This is a genomic window from Curtobacterium sp. MCBD17_026, assembly GCF_003234895.2.
GTDB classification, from domain to species: domain Bacteria; phylum Actinomycetota; class Actinomycetes; order Actinomycetales; family Microbacteriaceae; genus Curtobacterium; species Curtobacterium flaccumfaciens.
On the sequence record NZ_CP126281.1, the window covers coordinates 3,328,103 to 3,345,833 of the forward strand.

General features: G+C 68.4%; 28 protein-coding genes. 1 reads left to right on the plus strand and 27 read right to left on the minus strand.

The window, feature by feature from the left end; translation table 11 throughout:
• Positions 1 to 63: 63 nt before the first annotated feature.
• From DEI85_RS15760 to infA, 9 genes are all read right to left on the minus strand, one after another.
• A complete protein-coding gene (locus DEI85_RS15760; RefSeq protein ID WP_110859508.1) occupies positions 64 to 807 on the minus strand; it encodes an MBL fold metallo-hydrolase in 744 nt (247 codons plus the stop codon).
• Positions 804 to 1,712, minus strand: coding sequence for a tRNA pseudouridine(38-40) synthase TruA (gene truA / locus DEI85_RS15765; protein WP_110859507.1), 909 nt, complete (start codon positions 1,710 to 1,712; stop codon positions 804 to 806). Before truA ends, DEI85_RS15760 begins: the two co-directional genes overlap by 4 nt.
• A 76-nt stretch (positions 1,713 to 1,788) precedes the next feature.
• Positions 1,789 to 2,907: an FUSC family protein gene (locus DEI85_RS15770; protein WP_110859506.1), complete on the minus strand. Its 1,119-nt coding sequence runs from the start codon at positions 2,905 to 2,907 to the stop codon at positions 1,789 to 1,791.
• Between the two features lie 141 nt (positions 2,908 to 3,048).
• Positions 3,049 to 3,627 carry a 50S ribosomal protein L17 gene (gene rplQ / locus DEI85_RS15775; protein ID WP_110859505.1) on the minus strand — a complete coding sequence of 193 codons (579 nt, stop codon included), beginning with the start codon at positions 3,625 to 3,627 and terminating at the stop codon, positions 3,049 to 3,051.
• Between the two features lie 63 nt (positions 3,628 to 3,690).
• Positions 3,691 to 4,686: a DNA-directed RNA polymerase subunit alpha gene (locus DEI85_RS15780; protein WP_017885506.1), complete on the minus strand. Its 996-nt coding sequence runs from the start codon at positions 4,684 to 4,686 to the stop codon at positions 3,691 to 3,693.
• Positions 4,687 to 4,891: 205 nt separating this feature from the next.
• Positions 4,892 to 5,290: a 30S ribosomal protein S11 gene (gene rpsK, locus DEI85_RS15785; protein ID WP_017885507.1), complete on the minus strand. Its 399-nt coding sequence runs from the start codon at positions 5,288 to 5,290 to the stop codon at positions 4,892 to 4,894.
• A 9-nt stretch (positions 5,291 to 5,299) separates the two neighbouring features.
• Positions 5,300 to 5,674, minus strand: coding sequence for a 30S ribosomal protein S13 (rpsM, locus tag DEI85_RS15790; RefSeq protein WP_017885508.1), 375 nt, complete (start codon positions 5,672 to 5,674; stop codon positions 5,300 to 5,302).
• 186 nt (positions 5,675 to 5,860) lie between these two features.
• Entirely contained in the window at positions 5,861 to 5,977 is a 117-nt protein-coding gene (gene rpmJ / locus DEI85_RS15795; protein ID WP_022903266.1) for a 50S ribosomal protein L36, read from the minus strand.
• 70 nt (positions 5,978 to 6,047) lie between these two features.
• Entirely contained in the window at positions 6,048 to 6,269 is a 222-nt protein-coding gene (gene infA, locus DEI85_RS15800; RefSeq protein WP_017885509.1) for a translation initiation factor IF-1, read from the minus strand.
• A gap of 294 nt (positions 6,270 to 6,563) precedes the next feature.
• Here infA and DEI85_RS15805 point away from each other — a divergent pair, with 294 nt between their 5' ends.
• Entirely contained in the window at positions 6,564 to 7,859 is a 1,296-nt protein-coding gene (locus DEI85_RS15805) for an LCP family protein (RefSeq protein ID WP_110859504.1), read from the plus strand.
• A 143-nt stretch (positions 7,860 to 8,002) separates the two neighbouring features.
• Here the strand turns inward: DEI85_RS15805 and map are convergent, their stop codons facing one another.
• From map to rpsS, 18 genes are all read right to left on the minus strand, one after another.
• A complete protein-coding gene (map, locus tag DEI85_RS15810; RefSeq protein ID WP_250895737.1) occupies positions 8,003 to 8,782 on the minus strand; it encodes a type I methionyl aminopeptidase in 780 nt (259 codons plus the stop codon).
• A 59-nt stretch (positions 8,783 to 8,841) separates the two neighbouring features.
• Positions 8,842 to 9,432: an adenylate kinase gene (locus tag DEI85_RS15815; RefSeq protein WP_111123214.1), complete on the minus strand. Its 591-nt coding sequence runs from the start codon at positions 9,430 to 9,432 to the stop codon at positions 8,842 to 8,844.
• Positions 9,429 to 10,751 carry a preprotein translocase subunit SecY gene (gene secY, locus DEI85_RS15820; protein ID WP_027466722.1) on the minus strand — a complete coding sequence of 441 codons (1,323 nt, stop codon included), beginning with the start codon at positions 10,749 to 10,751 and terminating at the stop codon, positions 9,429 to 9,431. The genes DEI85_RS15815 and secY overlap by 4 nt, the downstream gene beginning before the upstream one ends.
• A gap of 147 nt (positions 10,752 to 10,898) precedes the next feature.
• Positions 10,899 to 11,363, minus strand: coding sequence for a 50S ribosomal protein L15 (gene rplO / locus DEI85_RS15825; protein ID WP_017885514.1), 465 nt, complete (start codon positions 11,361 to 11,363; stop codon positions 10,899 to 10,901).
• Complete coding sequence (rpmD, locus tag DEI85_RS15830) at positions 11,360 to 11,545, minus strand: 50S ribosomal protein L30 (protein WP_017885515.1); 186 nt, start codon at positions 11,543 to 11,545, stop codon at positions 11,360 to 11,362. The genes rplO and rpmD overlap by 4 nt, the downstream gene beginning before the upstream one ends.
• Positions 11,545 to 12,369, minus strand: coding sequence for a 30S ribosomal protein S5 (gene rpsE / locus DEI85_RS15835; protein WP_110859501.1), 825 nt, complete (start codon positions 12,367 to 12,369; stop codon positions 11,545 to 11,547). Before rpsE ends, rpmD begins: the two co-directional genes overlap by 1 nt.
• On the minus strand, positions 12,366 to 12,740 hold the full coding sequence (gene rplR / locus DEI85_RS15840) for a 50S ribosomal protein L18 (RefSeq protein WP_027466725.1): 375 nt from the start codon (positions 12,738 to 12,740) through the stop codon (positions 12,366 to 12,368). Before rplR ends, rpsE begins: the two co-directional genes overlap by 4 nt.
• A 2-nt stretch (positions 12,741 to 12,742) precedes the next feature.
• Positions 12,743 to 13,279 (minus strand): 50S ribosomal protein L6, encoded by a 537-nt coding sequence (gene rplF / locus DEI85_RS15845; protein ID WP_017885518.1) that lies wholly within the window; start codon positions 13,277 to 13,279, stop codon positions 12,743 to 12,745.
• 6 nt (positions 13,280 to 13,285) lie between these two features.
• Positions 13,286 to 13,684 carry a 30S ribosomal protein S8 gene (rpsH, locus tag DEI85_RS15850; RefSeq protein WP_017885519.1) on the minus strand — a complete coding sequence of 133 codons (399 nt, stop codon included), beginning with the start codon at positions 13,682 to 13,684 and terminating at the stop codon, positions 13,286 to 13,288.
• 153 nt (positions 13,685 to 13,837) lie between these two features.
• The gene (rplE, locus tag DEI85_RS15855; protein ID WP_110859500.1) at positions 13,838 to 14,428 is read right to left on the minus strand and encodes a 50S ribosomal protein L5; all 591 of its coding nucleotides are present in this window, start codon (positions 14,426 to 14,428) and stop codon (positions 13,838 to 13,840) included.
• Positions 14,428 to 14,787: a 50S ribosomal protein L24 gene (rplX, locus tag DEI85_RS15860; RefSeq protein ID WP_017885522.1), complete on the minus strand. Its 360-nt coding sequence runs from the start codon at positions 14,785 to 14,787 to the stop codon at positions 14,428 to 14,430. The genes rplE and rplX overlap by 1 nt, the downstream gene beginning before the upstream one ends.
• A gap of 3 nt (positions 14,788 to 14,790) precedes the next feature.
• The gene (gene rplN / locus DEI85_RS15865) at positions 14,791 to 15,159 is read right to left on the minus strand and encodes a 50S ribosomal protein L14 (protein ID WP_017885523.1); all 369 of its coding nucleotides are present in this window, start codon (positions 15,157 to 15,159) and stop codon (positions 14,791 to 14,793) included.
• A 31-nt stretch (positions 15,160 to 15,190) separates the two neighbouring features.
• A complete protein-coding gene (rpsQ, locus tag DEI85_RS15870) occupies positions 15,191 to 15,475 on the minus strand; it encodes a 30S ribosomal protein S17 (RefSeq protein WP_017885524.1) in 285 nt (94 codons plus the stop codon).
• Positions 15,475 to 15,795: a 50S ribosomal protein L29 gene (rpmC, locus tag DEI85_RS15875; RefSeq protein WP_017885525.1), complete on the minus strand. Its 321-nt coding sequence runs from the start codon at positions 15,793 to 15,795 to the stop codon at positions 15,475 to 15,477. The genes rpsQ and rpmC overlap by 1 nt, the downstream gene beginning before the upstream one ends.
• Positions 15,795 to 16,214: a 50S ribosomal protein L16 gene (rplP, locus tag DEI85_RS15880; protein ID WP_017885526.1), complete on the minus strand. Its 420-nt coding sequence runs from the start codon at positions 16,212 to 16,214 to the stop codon at positions 15,795 to 15,797. Before rplP ends, rpmC begins: the two co-directional genes overlap by 1 nt.
• 2 nt (positions 16,215 to 16,216) lie before the next feature.
• Positions 16,217 to 17,029, minus strand: a complete 813-nt coding sequence (rpsC, locus tag DEI85_RS15885) for a 30S ribosomal protein S3 (protein ID WP_017885527.1) — start codon at positions 17,027 to 17,029, stop codon at positions 16,217 to 16,219.
• Positions 17,029 to 17,421, minus strand: coding sequence for a 50S ribosomal protein L22 (rplV, locus tag DEI85_RS15890; protein WP_035809257.1), 393 nt, complete (start codon positions 17,419 to 17,421; stop codon positions 17,029 to 17,031). Before rplV ends, rpsC begins: the two co-directional genes overlap by 1 nt.
• 25 nt (positions 17,422 to 17,446) lie before the next feature.
• Positions 17,447 to 17,728: a 30S ribosomal protein S19 gene (rpsS, locus tag DEI85_RS15895; RefSeq protein WP_017885529.1), complete on the minus strand. Its 282-nt coding sequence runs from the start codon at positions 17,726 to 17,728 to the stop codon at positions 17,447 to 17,449.
• Positions 17,729 to 17,731 lie beyond the last annotated feature (3 nt).

Consider the following 17,731-nt stretch of genomic DNA (forward strand, 5'->3'; position numbering starts at 1 on the left):
CAACATCAGCCGATCGCGCGGCATCAGCCGATCGCGTTCTGCGGCACAGCCGATCGCGCGGCATCAGCCGAACGGCAGCCACGTCCCACCCACACGTCGGACGGCCGGTCCGTGTCCCGGCAGCACGAGAGCCGGGAACGGCAGCGCCCGTGCGGACTCGAGCGCGCGGTCCTGGTCGGCGGTGAAGAACGGTGTGATCATCCGCGGGCGCGGGGCCCACGACCCCGGCTGGGTGTCGTGCCGACTGACGACGGCGTCGCCGGTGACGATCGCGTCCGCCGCGGGCAGCAGGTAGGCGGTCGAGCCGTCGGTGTGGCCGACGGCCGGGAACGGCGAGATCGCCCGACCCGCGAAGTCCGCACCGGTGAACGCGCGAGCGGACGGCACGGTGGTGGGCCGCAGGGCGTCGGATCGGATCGCCCGCACCAGCCAGGCGAGCACACGGGGGCTGGCGAGCCGGCCGCCGATCTCCGCCGGGGTGACCTGCTGCCGCTCCGGTCCGCGCACGTTGGCGAGCTCGTCGGCGTGGGCGAGCACCTCGACGTCGGGGTACCGCTCGAGGATCCCGGGGATGCCGCCGACGTGGTCGACGTGTCCGTGCGTCACGTAGACGCGACGGAGATCGGCGGGGTCGTGTCCGGCGGCGCGCACGGTGTCGAGCACGAGGTCGGTGTCGGCCGGGTACCCGGCGTCGATCAGCGCGACGCCGTCCTCCTCCGCCAGCACCACCCAGTTGGACACCGGACCCTCGACGAAGACGACTCCGGGGGCGACGGACACGACGGAACGGGGTTCGCGCGGGCTCATCCCTCGACGCTACCGTCCACCGACCGTCGGGCCCGGGTCTGCTCCGCCCGCTCCGCGAGCTCCGCGTCCGCCGGGTACCCCACCTCGGTCAGGGTCAGTCCCTTCGCCGGCGCCGTCTTGAAGGCGCTCGTGCGTTCCTCGGCGACGCGGAGTTCCTCGAGGCGGTCCGGGCCGAAGCGGCCCTCGCCGACGGCGATGGTCGCGCCGACCATCGCCCGGACCATGGAGTGGCAGAAGGCGTCGGCCTGGAGGCGCGCCACCAGCACGCCGTCCGGCTCGCGGTCCCAGCGGAACTGCTGCAACGTCCGGATGGTCGTCGCCCCCTCGCGCGGCTTGCAGAACGTCGCGAAGTCGTGCAGCCCGAGCAACGTCAGCGCACCGCGCTCCATCGCTGCCGGGTCGAGCCGCGCCGCGTGCCAGACCGTGTGCCCGCGCCGACGTGGATCGCGCGGGGCGTCGGCGTCCGCGATCCGGTACTCGTACCGGCGCCAGAGCGGGGAGAACCGGGCGTCGAACCCGGCGGGCGCCACCGAGGCACCGGTGACGACGACGTCCCCCTCGGGTGCTGCGATGCCGTTGACCCGCTTGACCAGCCCGTCGAGCGGTGAGCGACCCGTCCCGCGCTTGGCGGTGAGCGCTGCCCACTGCTCCGCCGACAGGTCCAGGTGTGCGACCTGCCCCGTGGCGTGCACCCCGGCGTCGGTGCGTCCGGCGACGGTGAGCAACGGCGGTTCGCCCCAGCGGGTGAAGACGGTGGCGAGTGCGCTCTCGAGCGCGCCCTGCACCGTCCGGAGCCCGGGCTGCCGAGCCCACCCGGAGAACGCCGCCCCGTCGTAGGCGATGTCCAGTCGCAGCCGCACGTCACCCGTGCTGTCGGGGTCCTGGAAGCCGACCGTCTCGTCCACGTGACCACCGTAGCGGGGGTGATCCGTGCCTCCCGGCCCGCGCTCGGTCCGCCGGACGGCGACCGCCCGCACCCCTTCAGCCGCGCGGACGGCCGAACGCCGACGGACCGGTCCGGGTGTCGAGGTCGTCGGTGGCGCGCCGCTCGGACTCGACGATCCCGCGCAGGGCGACGAGCGCGGCCGAGGTGACCGCGACGTGGGAGGGGTTCTCACGCGATTCGTCGAGCGCGGTCTCGAGTCGTGCGATGGCCGCTTCGGCCTGGTCCTCCGGGGAGTCACCGCGGATCGTGCTGGCGATCTTCCGCAGCGCTTCGGCGATGGGGGTGGCGAACGCGGGGTCCGGACGCCCGACACCCTCGGAGACCGGACCGGAGCGCGCCACGAGCTCGGTGAGGTCGGTCGTGTACCAGGCGACGCGCTCCAGTGCCCGGAAGCGTCCGCCGTCCTTCTGGAGCCGCGCTCGCGACCCACGCAGTGCCCCACGGGGGTTGAGCCGGCGGCTCTCGTGCGCGATCGCCACCCGCGACCGGACGTCCGCGATCGCGCGGTCCAGGCGGTCCTGCTGGTGGTCCCACGCCTTCTCGTCGCGCTTGCCCTCCTCGAGCACGGCTGCCAGCCCGTCGAGGTGGTCCGCCAGCACACCGTTCACCGCGTCGATGCGGTGTTCGGCGTCCCAGAAGTGCAGCGGCGGGAACACCAGGAAGTTGACCAGCAGCCCGACGACGACACCCACGGCCATCTGCACGAGGTACCCGAGCGAGTAGCCCTCGGCGTGCGCGCCGCCGACGAGCAGCACGAAGAGCGCCGCGGTCGACACCCACGAGCTCCCCTCCCCCAGCACGCGGAACCCGCCGACCAGCACCCCGACGCCGACCGCGAGCGCGATCGCGAGGAAGCCGGGATCGCCGACCCACATCGTGAACGCGGCGATGAGGATGCCGAGGGCGATCCCGACCAGGGTCTGCACACCGCTCCGGATGCCCGCGAACACCGTGGTCTGCATCGCGACGACGGCGCCGAGTGGCGCGTAGTACGGGTACTCGGCCGCGACGCCCGGGATGTGCTGCGCCACGAGCCAGGCGATCACCGCAGCGGCGGCGGCCTTGCCGGCGTGCAGCAGGCGCGGCTGCGTGCCCGAGGTCCGGCTCCACCGCCAGACCCGTGTCCCCAGACCCGCAACGTGCTGGAACGCCATGACTTCCTTCCCTGTCGTACCGGTCGGCCACCCTACGCGGCGCGTCGCTCGTGCCGTGGAGTCCGTGCACGCGAGGAAGCCCCCGCGACCTGGGTCGCGAGGGCTTCCTCGTGGTGGTGCGGCGCCCCGGAGGGCACCGGACTACTTGGTGTCGGCGTCGTCCGACTTCTCGGCGGCGTCGGCCTCGACCTCGGCAGCAGCCTCGGTCTCGGACTCGGTCTCGACCGGGGCGGACTCCTCGGTGGTCTCGGTCTCCTCGACCGGGGCCTCCTCGGCGGTCTCGTCAGCGGCGGGCTCGTCGACCGGGGCGGCAGCAGCGGCCGGAGCCGAGTTGCGCTTGACCGGAGCGGGCGTGCTCGAGACGGGCTCGAGGACGAGCTCGATCGACGCCAGCGGAGCGTTGTCGCCCTTGCGGAAGCCGAGCTTCGTGATGCGGGTGTAACCGCCCTGGCGGTCCTCGACCTGGGGGGCGATCTCGGTGAACAGCGTGTGCACGACGGACTTGTCGCGCAGGATGCTGATCACACGACGACGCGCGTGCAGGTCGCCCCGCTTCGCGAACGTGATGAGACGCTCGGCGACCGGGCGGAGGCGCTTGGCCTTCGTCTCGGTGGTCGTGATGCGACCGTGCGTGAAGAGGGCGTTGGCGAGGTTGCTCAGGAGCAGGCGCTCGTGGGCGGGACCGCCACCGAGGCGGGGGCCCTTGGTGGGCTTCGGCATGTCAGTTCTCCAGTGGTGAAAGTGGTGCGCGCGGTGTCAGCGCGCTTGCGCGTGAGCGCGAGGTCAGTTGTTGGACTCGTCCTCGTCGTACCCGCTGTAGAAGTGGGCGCCGTCGAATCCGGGGACGGTGTCCTTGAGGGACAGGCCGAGCTCGGTGAGCTTGTCCTTGACCTCGTCCACCGACTTCTGACCGAAGTTGCGGATGTTCATGAGCTGCGTCTCCGACAGGGCGACGAGCTCGGACACCGTGTTGATGCCCTCCCGCTTCAGGCAGTTGTAGCTGCGGACCGACAGGTCGAGGTCCTCGATCGGGGTCTGCAGTTCGTTCGAGAGCACGGCGTCGACCGGCGCGGGGCCGATCTCGATGCCCTCGGCCGCCGTGTTGAGCTCGCGAGCGAGCCCGAACAGCTCGACCAGCGTGCGGCCGGCCGACGCGATGGCGTCGCGCGGCGTGATGGCCGGCTTCGCCTCGACGTCGACGACCAGGCGGTCGAAGTCCGTGCGCTCACCGGCACGCGTCGCCTCGACGCGGTAGGTGACCTTGAGGACCGGCGAGTAGATCGAGTCGATCGGGATCTGACCGGCTTCGCTGAACTCGGAACGGTTCTGCGTCGCCGAGACGTAGCCACGGCCACGCTCGATCGTGAGCTCGAGCTCGAAGCGCGCGGTGTCGTTCAGGGTCGCGATGACGAGTTCCGGGTTGTGGATCTCGACGCCGGCCGGAGCGGAGATGTCCGCTGCGGTGACCTGACCGGCACCCTGCTTGCGCAGGTACGCCGTGATGGGCTCGTCGTGCTCGCTGGAGACGACCAGGCTCTTGATGTTGAGGATGATCTCGGTGACGTCTTCCTTGACACCGGGAACGGTGCTGAACTCGTGGAGGACGCCGTCGATGCGGATGCTGGTGACAGCCGCGCCGGGGATCGAGGAGAGGAGCGTGCGGCGCAGCGAGTTGCCGAGGGTGTAACCGAAGCCCGGCTCGAGCGGCTCGATGACGAAGCGCGAGCGGTGCTCGGAGATCGGCTCCTCGGTCAGGGTGGGGCGCTGTGCAATGAGCACTGTGGGATTCCTTTCGGCGAAGTGTCCGCTATATGACACTTGGCGGTACGACGGGGCCGCATGGGCCCCGACGGGTCTGTTGAGTTGTGATCACGCGCACACACGTGCGCGATCGAACGACCAGGAATGGCCGCGGGCCCTGCCCGCCCTCGCCGGAACGGATCCGGTCAGGGGACGAGCAGGGCGCGGCCGGTTGCTCCTCGCGTCAGACGCGACGGCGCTTGGGCGGGCGGCACCCGTTGTGCGCCTGCGGCGTGACGTCGTTGATCGAGCCGACCTCGAGGCCAGCGGCCTGGAGCGAGCGGATCGCGGTCTCGCGACCCGAACCCGGGCCCTTCACGAAGACGTCGACCTTCTTGACGCCGTGCTCCTGCGCCTGACGCGCAGCGGACTCGGCGGCGAGCTGCGCCGCGAACGGCGTCGACTTGCGCGAACCCTTGAAGCCCACGGCACCCGAGGACGCCCAGCTGAGGACGGCACCCGACGGGTCGGTGATGCTGACGATCGTGTTGTTGAACGTGCTCTTGATGTGGGCCTGGCCCACAGCGACGTTCTTCTTCTCCTTGCGGCGCGGCTTGCGCGCGGCAGTCTTGGGGGTAGCCATCGGGGTCTCCTATCGAGCCTTCTTCTTGCCTGCCACGGTGCGCTTCGGTCCCTTGCGGGTACGAGCGTTGGTCTTGGTGCGCTGACCGCGCACCGGGAGACCACGACGGTGGCGGAGACCCTCGTAGCTGCCGATCTCGACCTTGCGGCGGATGTCGGCGGCGACCTCACGGCGGAGGTCACCCTCGACCTTGAAGTTGCCCTCGATGAAGTCACGGAGGGCGACGAGCTGGTCGTCGGTCAGGTCCTTGACGCGGATGTCACCGGAGATACCGGTCTCCGTCAGTGCCTGGACGGCGCGGGTACGGCCGACGCCGTAGATGTACGTGAGTGCGATCTCCACGCGCTTCTCGCGCGGGATGTCGACGCCTGCTAGACGTGCCATGTGATGGCTGCTCCTGTTGTCGATGGAGGTGTGGCGCAGTACCGGTGCTCGGGCCTCCGCCCCGAGGTGTCCCCCGGCCGTCGTGCGACCGGGTTCTGGTACTGCGTTGTCGATCTTCAGTTGTGGGTCGTGCTCGAGCAGCCTGGTGTCCGATGGACACCGTCGGCGCCGGTCACGCGCCCGGGACTAGCCCTGGCGCTGCTTGTGACGCGGGTTGCTCTTGCAGATCACCATGACGCGGCCCTTGCGGCGAATCACGCGGCAGTGTTCGCAGATGGGCTTGACGCTGGGGTTGACCTTCATGGTTCTTTCCTCGTGCTCGCTGGCTTCGTGCTCGGCAGGATTGCCGTGCCGTTCCTTTCCAGCTCGCGGATCACTTGTAGCGGTAGACGATCCGGCCGCGGGTCAGGTCGTACGGGCTCAGCTCCACGATCACGCGGTCCTCGGGGAGGATGCGGATGTAGTGCTGGCGCATCTTCCCGGAGATGTGCGCGAGGACCTTGTGTCCGTTCGTCAGCTCAACGCGGAACATCGCGTTGGGCAGAGCTTCGAGCACCGAGCCTTCGATCTCGATGACGCCGTCTTTCTTGGCCATAGCCTCACTGTCGCTTGGTTGTGGAACTGGTGTGATCCCCGAACCGGTCTGCGGGTCGGTCGCCACACCCGAGAGGGCATGACACACCAAAGATCGATCTTATGTGGTAAACCCGCAATTGCCAAGTGGGGACGCGGAACACCCCACGTCTGGGGCTTCCGGAGCCGTGCCTGAGCGTTCCACAGTGGTTTGACGGCGCGCTCCGGGCGCGCACTTGCGCGCGAACCGTAGTTTTGCTCCGCAGCCACGTCCGCCGCACCAGCAGCTCGCGCCGGACCACCGAACGGAGAACACGTGCCCGACGCCACCCGACGCCCCTTCGCCAGCCACGGCAAGCAGGCCCGTCGTCGGGGTTGGGGCACGCTCGTCACCGTCGTCGCGGCCGCCGTCGCCGTCCTGCTCGTCAGCGGCACGAGCGTCGCCGCGATCGCAGGCGCGCAGCTCGCCGCCGCGCCGCAGACGGTCGCACTCAGCACCGACGACCAGAACACCGCCAAGACCGCGGACATCTCGGCGATCAAGGGCGGAGCGAACATCCTGCTCATCGGCAGCGACACGCGGGTCGGCCAGTTCGACTCCGACGAGGACGTCGAGGGCGCCCGCAACGACGTCACGATGCTCATCCACATCTCGGCGGACCACCAGCAGCTCACCGCGGTCAGCTTCCCCCGTGACCTGATGGTCCCGATCCCGGCCTGCACCAACCCCGCGACCGGCACGACCTACCCCGCGTCCACCTCGGCGATGTTCAACACCGCGCTCGGCAACGGCGGTGTCTCCTGCGTCGTGGACACGGTCGAGAACCTGACCGGCCTGAGCATCCCCTACGCCGGGCTCATCACCTTCGACGGCGTGATCGAGATGTCGAACGCCCTCGGCGGCGTGGACGTGTGCGTTGCCGAGCCGATCGACGACACCTTCACCGGCCTGCACCTCACGACGGGCTCGCACTCCCTCGAGGGCTCGGACGCACTCGCCTTCCTGCGCACCCGCCACGGGGTCGGCGACGGCAGCGACCTCGCCCGCATCAGCTCGCAGCAGGTGTTCCTGTCGGCGCTCCTCCGCAAGGTCACCTCGGACGGCACGCTCTCGAACCCGATCACGCTCTACAAGCTGGCCGGCGCCGCCCTGTCCAACATGACGCTGTCCGACGGCCTGGCCCAGACCGGCACCCTGGTCAAGCTCGCCTCGGCGCTGCGCGGGATGAGCACGGCCAACATGCTCTTCGTGCAGTACCCGGTGGCCGACGACCCCGCCGACGATGCCCGGGTGATCGTCGACCAGGAGACGGCCCACACCCTGAACGTGGCGCTGCAGAACGACGTCCGGTCCTCGCTGAGCGACTCGAGCACCGGTCGCGCGTCCGAGGAGTCGCCGTCCAGCGGCGGGACGTCGAGCAGCACCGGGTCGTCCGGGACCTCGGGTCCGTCCGGCACCTCGGGTTCGTCAGGGACTTCGTCGTCCGCCGACGTGCCATCGGCGGCGCCGAGCGCCACCGCCACTCGGACGCCGACCGCGTCGGCGACGCCGCTGCCCTCGTCGATCACCGGGCAGAGCGCCTCCGAGGAGACCTGCTCCGTCGGCAACTGACACGACGCCACGGCGTCCGTCGGGCACTGATCGGATGGGTCCACCCGACGTGGGCGACACGGCGGACGCCAGCCGGGCCTCCCGGCCGTCGCATCGTGCAGATCCGCCGAGCGTGGGCACGGGATCCGGACCGGAGGCCCGTCCTACGGGATCGGGACGGGCGTCACACCCAGCGGGGCCAGGCCCCGAGCGCCGCCGTCGGCGGCCGTGAGCACCCAGATCCCAGCCGCGTGCACCGCGACACTGTGCTCCCAGTGCGCGGCGTCGGAGCCGTCGAGCGTCCGGACCGTCCAGTCGTCGTCGTCCGTCGAGCTGTCGATCGTGCCGGCCGTGACCATGGGCTCGATGGCGACCACCAGCCCCGGCTTGACGGCAGGGCCGGCGCCACGGACGCGGTAGTTGAAGACCGGCGGGTCCTCGTGCATCGACCGGCCGATGCCGTGACCGGTGTAGTCCTCGACGATGCCCCACGCGCCGGTCTCGTCGATCGCGTCTTCCACAGCGGAGCCGACCTCGTGCAGGTTCTTCGCGTGGGCGAGCGCGGCGATGCCGTGCCAGAGCGACCGCTCGGTCGTGTCGCAGAGCGTCTGCCGGGCCGCGGTGACCGTGGCGTCGCCACCGGGCACGACGGTCGTGAACGCGCTGTCACCGTTCCAGCCGTCGACCTCGGCGCCGGCGTCCACCGACACGATGTCGCCGGGCGCGAGCACGCGCTCTCCGGGGATCCCGTGCACGATCTCGTCGTTCACCGACACGCACAGCGTGTGGCGGTAGCCGGGCACGAGCTGGAAGTTCGGGATCCCACCGCCGTCACGGATGGTGCGCTCGGCGATCGCGTCGAGTTCGCCGGTCGTGATGCCCGGGCGGATCGCTGCCCGGACGGCGTCGAGCGCCTCGGCGGTCAGCAGGCCCGGCCGGACCATCGCCCGGAGCTCGTCCGGGGTCTTGTAGATCGAGGGCTTCTTGAACCGCACCACGCTGGTCAGACGGTCGCGGAGAGCCCGCGGCCCGCCAGTGCCGTCTGGATGCGGTCGCCGACCTCGTCGATCGCTCCGAGGCCGTCGACGTCGACCACGAGGCCACGCTCGCCGTACGCCGCCACGATGGGCGCCGTCTGCTCGGCGTACACCTGCTGACGACGACGGATCGTCTCCTCGTTGTCGTCGCTGCGACCCTGGTCCTCGGCACGCTTGAGCAGGCGCCCGACGAGCTCGTCCTGGTCGGCGACGAGCTGCACGACGGCGTCGATCGCGGTGCCCTGCTCGGCGAGCAGCGCGTCGAGGTACTCGACCTGACCGACCGTGCGCGGGTACCCGTCCAGCAGGAACCCGTGCTCGGCGTCGGGCTCCTGCAGGCGCGACTTCACGAGCTCGTTCGTCAGGGAGTCCGGCACGTAGTCGCCGGCGTCCATGATCGTCTTCGCCTGCACGCCGAGGGGCGTGCCCTCTGCCACGTTCTTGCGGAAGATGTCCCCGGTCGAGATCGCGGGGATCCCGAAGGAGTCCGCGATGCGGCCGGCCTGGGTGCCCTTCCCGGCTCCGGGAGGTCCGACGATGATGAGACGTGCGCTCAACGGAGAAGCCCTTCGTAGTGACGCTGCTGCAGCTGCGAGTCGATCTGCTTCACGGTCTCGAGACCGACACCCACGATGATGAGGATGCTCGCGCCACCGAACGGGAAGTTCTGGTTCGCGCCGAACAGCGCCAGTGCTGCCAGCGGGATGAGCGCGATGAGACCGAGGTAGAGCGAGCCGGGCAGCGTCACCCGGGTGAGGACGTAGTCGAGGTACTCGGCGGTCGGACGACCGGCACGGATGCCGGGGATGAACCCGCCGTACTTCTTCATGTTGTCGGCGACCTCTTCGGGGTTGAAGGTGATCGCCACGTAGAAGTACGTGAACCCGACGATGAGCAGGAAGTACAGGACCATGTAGAACCAGTTGTCACCCGAGGTCAGGTTGTTCTGGATCCAGGTCACCCAGGCTGCCGGCTCGGAGCCGTCCGAGGGCTGGTTGAACTGCGCGATCAGGGCCGGCAGGTACAGCAGCGACGAGGCGAAGATGACGGGCACGACGCCGGCCATGTTCACCTTGATCGGGATGTAGGTGTTGTTGCCGCCGTACGTCCGCCGCCCGACCATGCGCTTGGCGTACTGCACGGGGATCCGCCGCTGTGACTGCTCGACGAACACGACGGCCATCATTATCACGAGTCCGACCAGGATCACGAACAGGAAGAGCTCGAACGACTGCGACTGCTCGATCGCCCAGAGCGCCGACGGGAACTGCGCCGCGATCGACGTGAAGATCAGGAGCGACATGCCGTTGCCGATGCCGCGCTCGGTGACGAGCTCGCCCATCCACATGATGAGGCCGGTGCCGGCGGTCAGCGTGACGACCATCAGCATGATGGCGTACCAGCTGTCGTTCGAGATGATCGAGGTGCAGGACGCGGAGGCGTTCGTGCCGAACAGGGCGCCGGAGCGAGCGACCGTGATCAGCGTCGTGGACTGCAGGACACCGAGCGCGATCGTGAGGTAGCGCGTGTACTGCGTCAGCTTCGCCTGGCCCGACTGGCCCTCCTTGTAGAGGGTGTCGAAGTGCGGGATGACCACACGCAGGAGCTGCACGATGATCGACGACGTGATGTACGGCATGATGCCGAGCGCGAAGACCGAGAGCTTCAGCAGCGCGCCGCCGGAGAAGAGGTTGATGAGGTCGTAGAGACCGCCGGAGGACGACGCGCTGGCGAGACAGCTCTGCACGGCGGCGTAGTCGACGAACGGTGCCGGGATGTACGACCCGAGACGGAACAGCGCGATGATCGCGAGGGTGAAGCCGATCTTCTTGCGAAGATCAGGGGTGCGCATGATGCGCGCGACCGCTCTGAACACGATGACTCCGAACTTGTGGGACCGGGGCCGTCGATCGCGGCCGGACCGGTTTCGGTCGGCAGGGCCGACCCGGCTGGCGGATGCCGGCCACTGTCAAGGAAACCGTAACGGCGGCCCGTGCGCAAACGCACGGGCCGCCGACGGGGGTTACTGGGAGACGGTGCCGCCAGCAGCCACGATCTTCTCAGCGGCGGACGCCGAGACCTTGTCGACCGCGACCGTGATCTTCACGGTGATGTCACCCTGACCGAGAACCTTGACCTTCTCGTTCTTGCGGACGGCGCCCTTGGCGACCAGGCCCGCAACGGTGACGTCGCCACCGTCGGGGTAGAGCTCCGAGATCTTGTCCAGGTTCACGACCTGGTACTCGACCCGGAACGGGTTCTTGAACCCGCGGAGCTTCGGGGTGCGCATGTGCAGCGGCATCTGCCCACCCTCGAAGCCGACCCGGACCTGGTAACGGGCCTTCGTGCCCTTGGTACCACGCCCAGCGGTCTTGCCCTTCGAGCCCTCACCGCGACCCACACGGGTGCGGTCCTTCTTGGCGCCCTCTGCGGGACGGAGGTGGTGCAGCTTCAGCACCTGCACGCGCTCGTTCTTCTCGTCGCTCATGCGTCGACCTCCTCGACCTTCACGAGGTGCGCCACCGTCGCGATGTACCCGCGGTTCTGGGAGTTGTCCTCACGCTCGACCGAACGGCCGATGCGCTTGAGGCCCAGGCTGCGCAGGGTGTCGCGCTGGTACTGCTTCTCGCTGATAACGGACTTGATCTGCGTGATCTTCAGCATCGCCATCACGCACCTGCCTTCTCGGTCGCGGCACGCAGGGCTGCGGCCTCGGCCTGGAGCAGACGGGCCGGGACGACCCGCTCGACGTCGAGGCCACGACGGCTCGCGACGGCGCGGGGCTCCTCGAGCTGCTTCAGGGCCTCGACGGTCGCGTGCACGATGTTGATGGTGTTCGACGAGCCGAGCGACTTGCTCAGGACGTCGTGGATGCCGGCGCACTCGAGCACGGCGCGGACCGGACCACCGGCGATGACACCGGTACCGGGGCCGGCCGGACGCAGGAGGACGACGCCAGCGGCGGCTTCACCCTGCACCGGGTGCGGGATCGTGTTGCCGACGCGGGGGACGCGGAAGAAGTTCTTCTTCGCCTCTTCGACACCCTTGGAGATCGCCGTGGGGACCTCCTTGGCCTTGCCGTAGCCGACGCCCACGAGGCCGTTGCCGTCACCGACGACGACGAGCGCCGTGAAGCTGAAGCGACGACCACCCTTGACGACCTTCGAGACGCGGTTGATGGTCACCACGCGCTCGAGGAACTGGCTGTCGCCACCGCGGTTGTTGCGGTCGCGGCCCTGCTGACGGTCACGACCGCCACCACGACGGCCACGGTTGTCGGCGGAGTCGCGGTTGTTGGACGCGGAGCCCGCGGCGGTCTCGACCGGACGCTCGGCGACGGCAGGTGCCTCCGCCTCCTTGCCGGTCTTGGCGCCCTCGGTGGTCGCCTCGGCGGTTGCCTCGGTGGCCGTGGCCTCCGTGCTCGCCTCGGTGGTCTCCGTGGCCTCGACGGCCTCGGTCTTGGCGTCTTCGTTGGTGTTCGCGTTGTCGCTCACAGGTTCAGCCCTCCTTCACGGGCACCATCGGCGATCGCGGCGACGCGACCGGCGTACTTGCTGCCACCGCGGTCGAAGACCACGGCCTCGACGCCAGCCGACTTCGCGCGCTCGGCGAGGAGCTCACCGACGCGACGGGCCTTGGCGGTCTTGTCGCCGTCGAACGAGCGGAGGTCTGCCTCCATCGTCGAGGCGCTGGCGAGGGTGTGACCCTTCGAGTCGTCGATGACCTGCACGAACACGTGACGCGACGAGCGGGTGACGGCGAGACGGGGACGAGCCTCGGTGCCAGTGATCTTCTTGCGGAGACGGTTGTGACGACGCGCCTTCGCGGCCGCCTTGCTCTTGCCTCGTGTCTTGAGGAGTCCCATGATCACTTACCTGACTTTCCGGCCTTGCGGCGCACGTTCTCGCCGGCGTAACGGACACCCTTGCCCTTGTAGGGCTCGGGCTTCCGGAGCTTCCGGATGTTCGCGGCGACCTCGCCGACAGCCTGCTTGTCGATACCGGCCACGGTGACCTTGTTGTTGCCCTCCACCGCGAAGCTGATGCCCGCCGGCGGCTCGACCGTGATCGAGTGGGAGTACCCGAGCGCGAACTCGAGGTTCGAGCCCTTGGCCGCGACACGGTAACCGGTGCCGACGACCTCGAGGCCCTTGGTGTAGCCCTGGGTCACGCCGATGATGTTGTTGGCGATGAGGGTCCGGGTCAGTCCGTGGAGCGAACGCGACTCGCGCTCGTCGTCCGGACGGGTGACGAGGACCTGGTTCTCCTCGACCTTGGCCTGGATGGGCTCGGCGATGACGAGCGCGAGCTCGCCCTTCGGGCCCTTGACCGCCACGTTCTGACCGTCAACGGAGACGGTGACGCCGGCGGGGATGTCGATGGGGAGACGTCCGATTCGTGACATTGTCGATCACCACACGTAGGCGAGGACTTCCCCACCCACGCCCTTCTGCTCGGCTTCGCGGTCGGTCAGGAGGCCGGAGGAGGTCGAGAGGATCGCCACGCCGAGGCCACCGAGGACCTGGGGGATCTCCGTCGACTTCGCGTAGACCCGGAGGCCCGGCTTCGAGACGCGCTTGATGCCGGCGATCGAACGCTCGCGCTCGGGGCCGTACTTCAGGTCGATGGTGAGGGTCTGCCCGACTCGGGCGTCCTCCACCTTCCACTCGCTGATGTAGCCCTCACGCTTGAGGATGTCGGCGATGTTCTTCTTGAGCTTGGAGCTCGGGAGCGCGACTGCGTCGTGGTGCGCGGAGTTCGCGTTCCGCAATCTGGTCAGCATGTCTGCGACCGGATCGGTCATCGTCATGATGTTCGTCCATTTCTCGCCTGGTTTCGACACCCGTTCCACGAATGCCGACCTGAGCGATCGAGTGATCCCGGGGCGGTTCCCCGAGATCGGTGTGTTCGTGCGTGCGGGCCGGAGGACGTGAATCCTCCGGCCCGCACCGCCCGAAGTAGTTTAGACCGTCTGCTCGTTGGAGCGGAACGGGAAGCCGAGCTGGCGGAGCAGCGCGCGTCCCTCGTCGTCCGTCTTCGCGGTGGTCACGACAGTGATGTCGAAGCCGCGGACACGGTCGATGCGGTCCTGGTCGATCTCGTGGAACACGGACTGCTCCGTGAGACCGAACGTGTAGTTGCCGTTGCCGTCGAACTGCTTGTCGCTGAGACCGCGGAAGTCGCGGATGCGGGGCAGTGCGAGCGTGACCAGGCGGTCGAGGAACTCCCACGCGCGGTCACCGCGGAGGGTGACGTGCGCGCCGATGGCCTGACCCTCGCGCAGCTTGAACTGTGCGATGGACTTGCGGGCGATGTTGACCTGGGGCTTCTGACCCGTGATCGCCGTGAGGTCCTTGATGGCCCCCTCGATGATCTTGGAGTCACGAGCGGCCTCGCCGACACCGGTGTTCACGACGACCTTGACCAGGCCGGGGACCTGGTTGACGTTCGCGTAACCGAACTGCTCGGTGAGGGCCGACTTGATCTCGGCCAGGTACTTCTGCTTGAGGCGCGGCTGGATCTTGCCAGCGGGCGCAGCAGTCGTGTCAGTCATCAGAGCTTCTCACCAGACTTCTTCGCGTAGCGGACACGGACGGTCTTCTTGACGCCGTCCTTCTCCACCTCTTCGGTGCGGAAGCCGACACGCGTCGGCTTCTTCGTCTTCGGGTCGACGAGTGCGACGTTCGAGACGTGGATCGAGGCTTCGTGCTGCTCGATGCCACCGGTCTTCGAACCGCGCTGCGTCTGACCGACGCGGACGTGCTTCGTGACGAAGTTCACGCCCTCGACGACGACGCGGTTCTTGTCCTTGAGGACCTCGATGACCTTGCCCTGCTTGCCACGGTCGCCGCCACGCTCCTGCGTCGCGCCCGTGATGACCTGGACGAGGTCACCCTTCTTGATGTTCGCCATGGCTTACAGCACCTCCGGCGCGAGCGAGATGATCTTCATGAACTTCTTGTCACGGAGCTCGCGACCGACCGGACCGAAGATGCGCGTACCGCGCGGGTCGCCGTCGGCCTTGAGGATCACTGCCGCGTTCTCGTCGAACTTGATGTAGGAGCCGTCCTGACGACGGGTCTCCTTCTTGGTGCGAACGATGACCGCCTTGACGACGTCACCCTTCTTCACGTTGCCGCCGGGGATGGCGTCCTTCACCGTGGCGACGATGACGTCACCGAGGCCGGCGTAGCGACGACCCGAGCCACCGAGCACGCGGATGGTCAAGATCTCCTTGGCACCCGTGTTGTCGGCGACCTTCAGGCGGGATTCCTGCTGAATCACTGCTGTCTCCTATTCCGAAGCAGGCCGAGGCCTACTTGGCCTTCTCGAGGATCTCGACCAGGCGCCAGCGCTTGGACGCGCTGAGGGGACGGGTCTCGCTGATCACGACGAGGTCGCCGACACCAGCGGTGCCGAGCTCGTCGTGGGCCTTCACCTTGGACGTGCGACGGATGATCTTGCCGTAGAGCGCGTGCTTCACGCGGTCCTCGACCTCGACCACGATGGTCTTGTCCATCTTGTCGCTCGTCACGTAGCCGCGACGCGTCTTGCGGTAGCCGCGAGTGAGGGCGGCGGAGTTCTTCTCTTCGTTCGCCATTACTTCTCCTCGGCGGTCTCGGCCTCGGTCGACTCGGCCGGCTTGTCAGCCTTCTTCGTCGTCTTCTTGGCCTTGGGGGCGGTCTCGACGGGCGCGGGAGTGGCACGGATGCCGAGCTCGCGCTCGCGGAGGACGGTGTAGATGCGGGCGATGTCGCGCTTGACGGCACGGAGACGACCGTGGCTCTCCAGCTGGCCGGTGGCCGACTGGAAGCGGAGGTTGAAGAGTTCCTCCTTGGCCTTCTTCAGCTCGTCAGCGAGACGCTCGTTCTCGAACGTGTCGAGCTCCGTCGGACGGAGCTCCTTGGAACCGATCGCCATTATGCGTCGCCCTCCTCGCGCTTGATGATGCGTGCCTTGAGGGGCAGCTTGTGGATTGCACGAGTCAACGCCTCACGGGCGATCTCCTCGCTGACGCCGGAGAGCTCGAAGAGCACCCGGCCCGGCTTCACGTTCGCGACCCACCACTCGGGCGAACCCTTACCGGAACCCATGCGGGTCTCGGCGGGCTTCTTGGTCAGCGGACGGTCCGGGTAGATGTTGATCCAGACCTTGCCACCACGCTTGATGTGACGCGTCATGGCGATACGAGCGGACTCGATCTGACGGTTGGTCACGTACGCCGGGGTGAGGGCCTGGATGCCGTAGTCGCCGAAGCTGACCTTGGTACCACCGGTGGCCTGACCCGAACGCTTCGGGTGGTGCTGCTTGCGGTGCTTGACTCGACGGGGAATAAGCATGGTTACGCCTCAACTCCTGCGCCGGCCGGCGCGTCCTGCGGGGCCTGCTGCGGGCGACGGTCACCGCGGTCGCCGCCACGACGGTCGCCGCCACGGTCGCCACGCTCACCGCGCGGGCCGCCACGACGCTCGGGGCGCGACGAACGCTGGTTCGCCTGCTCGCGAGCGAGCTCCTTGTTCGTGATGTCGCCCTTGTAGATCCAGACCTTCACGCCGATGCGGCCGAACGTGGTCCGGGCCTCGTAGAAGCCGTAGTCGATGTTCGCGCGGAGGGTGTGCAGCGGCACACGGCCTTCGCGGTAGAACTCCGAACGCGACATCTCGGCGCCGCCGAGACGGCCCGACACCTGGATGCGGACACCCTTGGCGCCGGCGCGCTGTGCACCCTGCAGGCCCTTGCGCATGGCGCGACGGAACGCGACACGAGCGGAGAGCTGCTCGGCGATGCCCTGCGCGACGAGCTGGGCCTCGGTCTCGGGGTTCTTGACCTCGAGGATGTTCAGCTGGATCTGCTTCTTGGTGAGCTTCTCGAGCTCACCGCGAACGCGCTCCGCCTCGGCGCCGCGGCGGCCGATGACGATGCCCGGACGAGCCGTGTGGATGTCCACGCGGACACGGTCACGGGTGCGCTCGAGCTCGATGCGTGCGACACCGGCGCGGTCGAGGGTCTTCTTCAGGTACTCGCGCACCTTGATGTCCTCGGCCACGTAGTCGGCGTAGCGCTGACCGGCCTTCTTGCTGTCGGTGAACCAGTGCGAGACGTGGTCCGTCGTGATCCCGAGACGGAAGCCGTACGGGTTGACCTTCTGGCCCATTACTTGCTCGCCTTCTTGCTCGTCGCGGCAACCTCGGCCTCGTCGGGCGTCGCGAGGACGACCGTGATGTGGCTGGTGCGCTTGTTGATGCGGAAGGCGCGGCCCTGGGCGCGCGGCTGGAACCGCTTCAGGGTCGTGCCCTCGTCGACGAAGACGCGGCTCACGTAGAGGTCGCGCTCGTCGAGGAAGCTGTTCGTCGAGTCCGCCTTGACCCGTGCGTTCGCGATCGCCGAGGCGACCAGCTTGTACACGGGCTCCGAAGCGCCCTGGGGGGCGAACTTCAGGATGGCGAGGGCCTCGTGGGCCTGCTTGCCGCGGATCAGCTCGATGACGCGACGGGCCTTCTGAGGCGTGACGCGGATGTGTCGCACGCGTGCGATCGACTCCACCATTTCGTTCCTCCTCTGCGTCGCCGCCTCAGCGGCGACGGCCCTTCTTGTCGTCCTTCACGTGACCACGGAAGGTGCGGGTCGGCGCGAACTCGCCGAGCTTGTGACCGACCATCGACTCGGTGACGAACACCGGGATGTGCTTGCGGCCGTCGTGGACGGCGATGGTGTGCCCGAGCATGTTCGGGACGATCATCGACCGACGCGACCACGTGCGGATCACGTTCTTGGTGTTGGCCTCGTTCTGCGTGACGACCTTGCGGAGCAGGTGCTCGTCGACGAAGGGGCCCTTCTTCAGACTGCGTGGCATCTT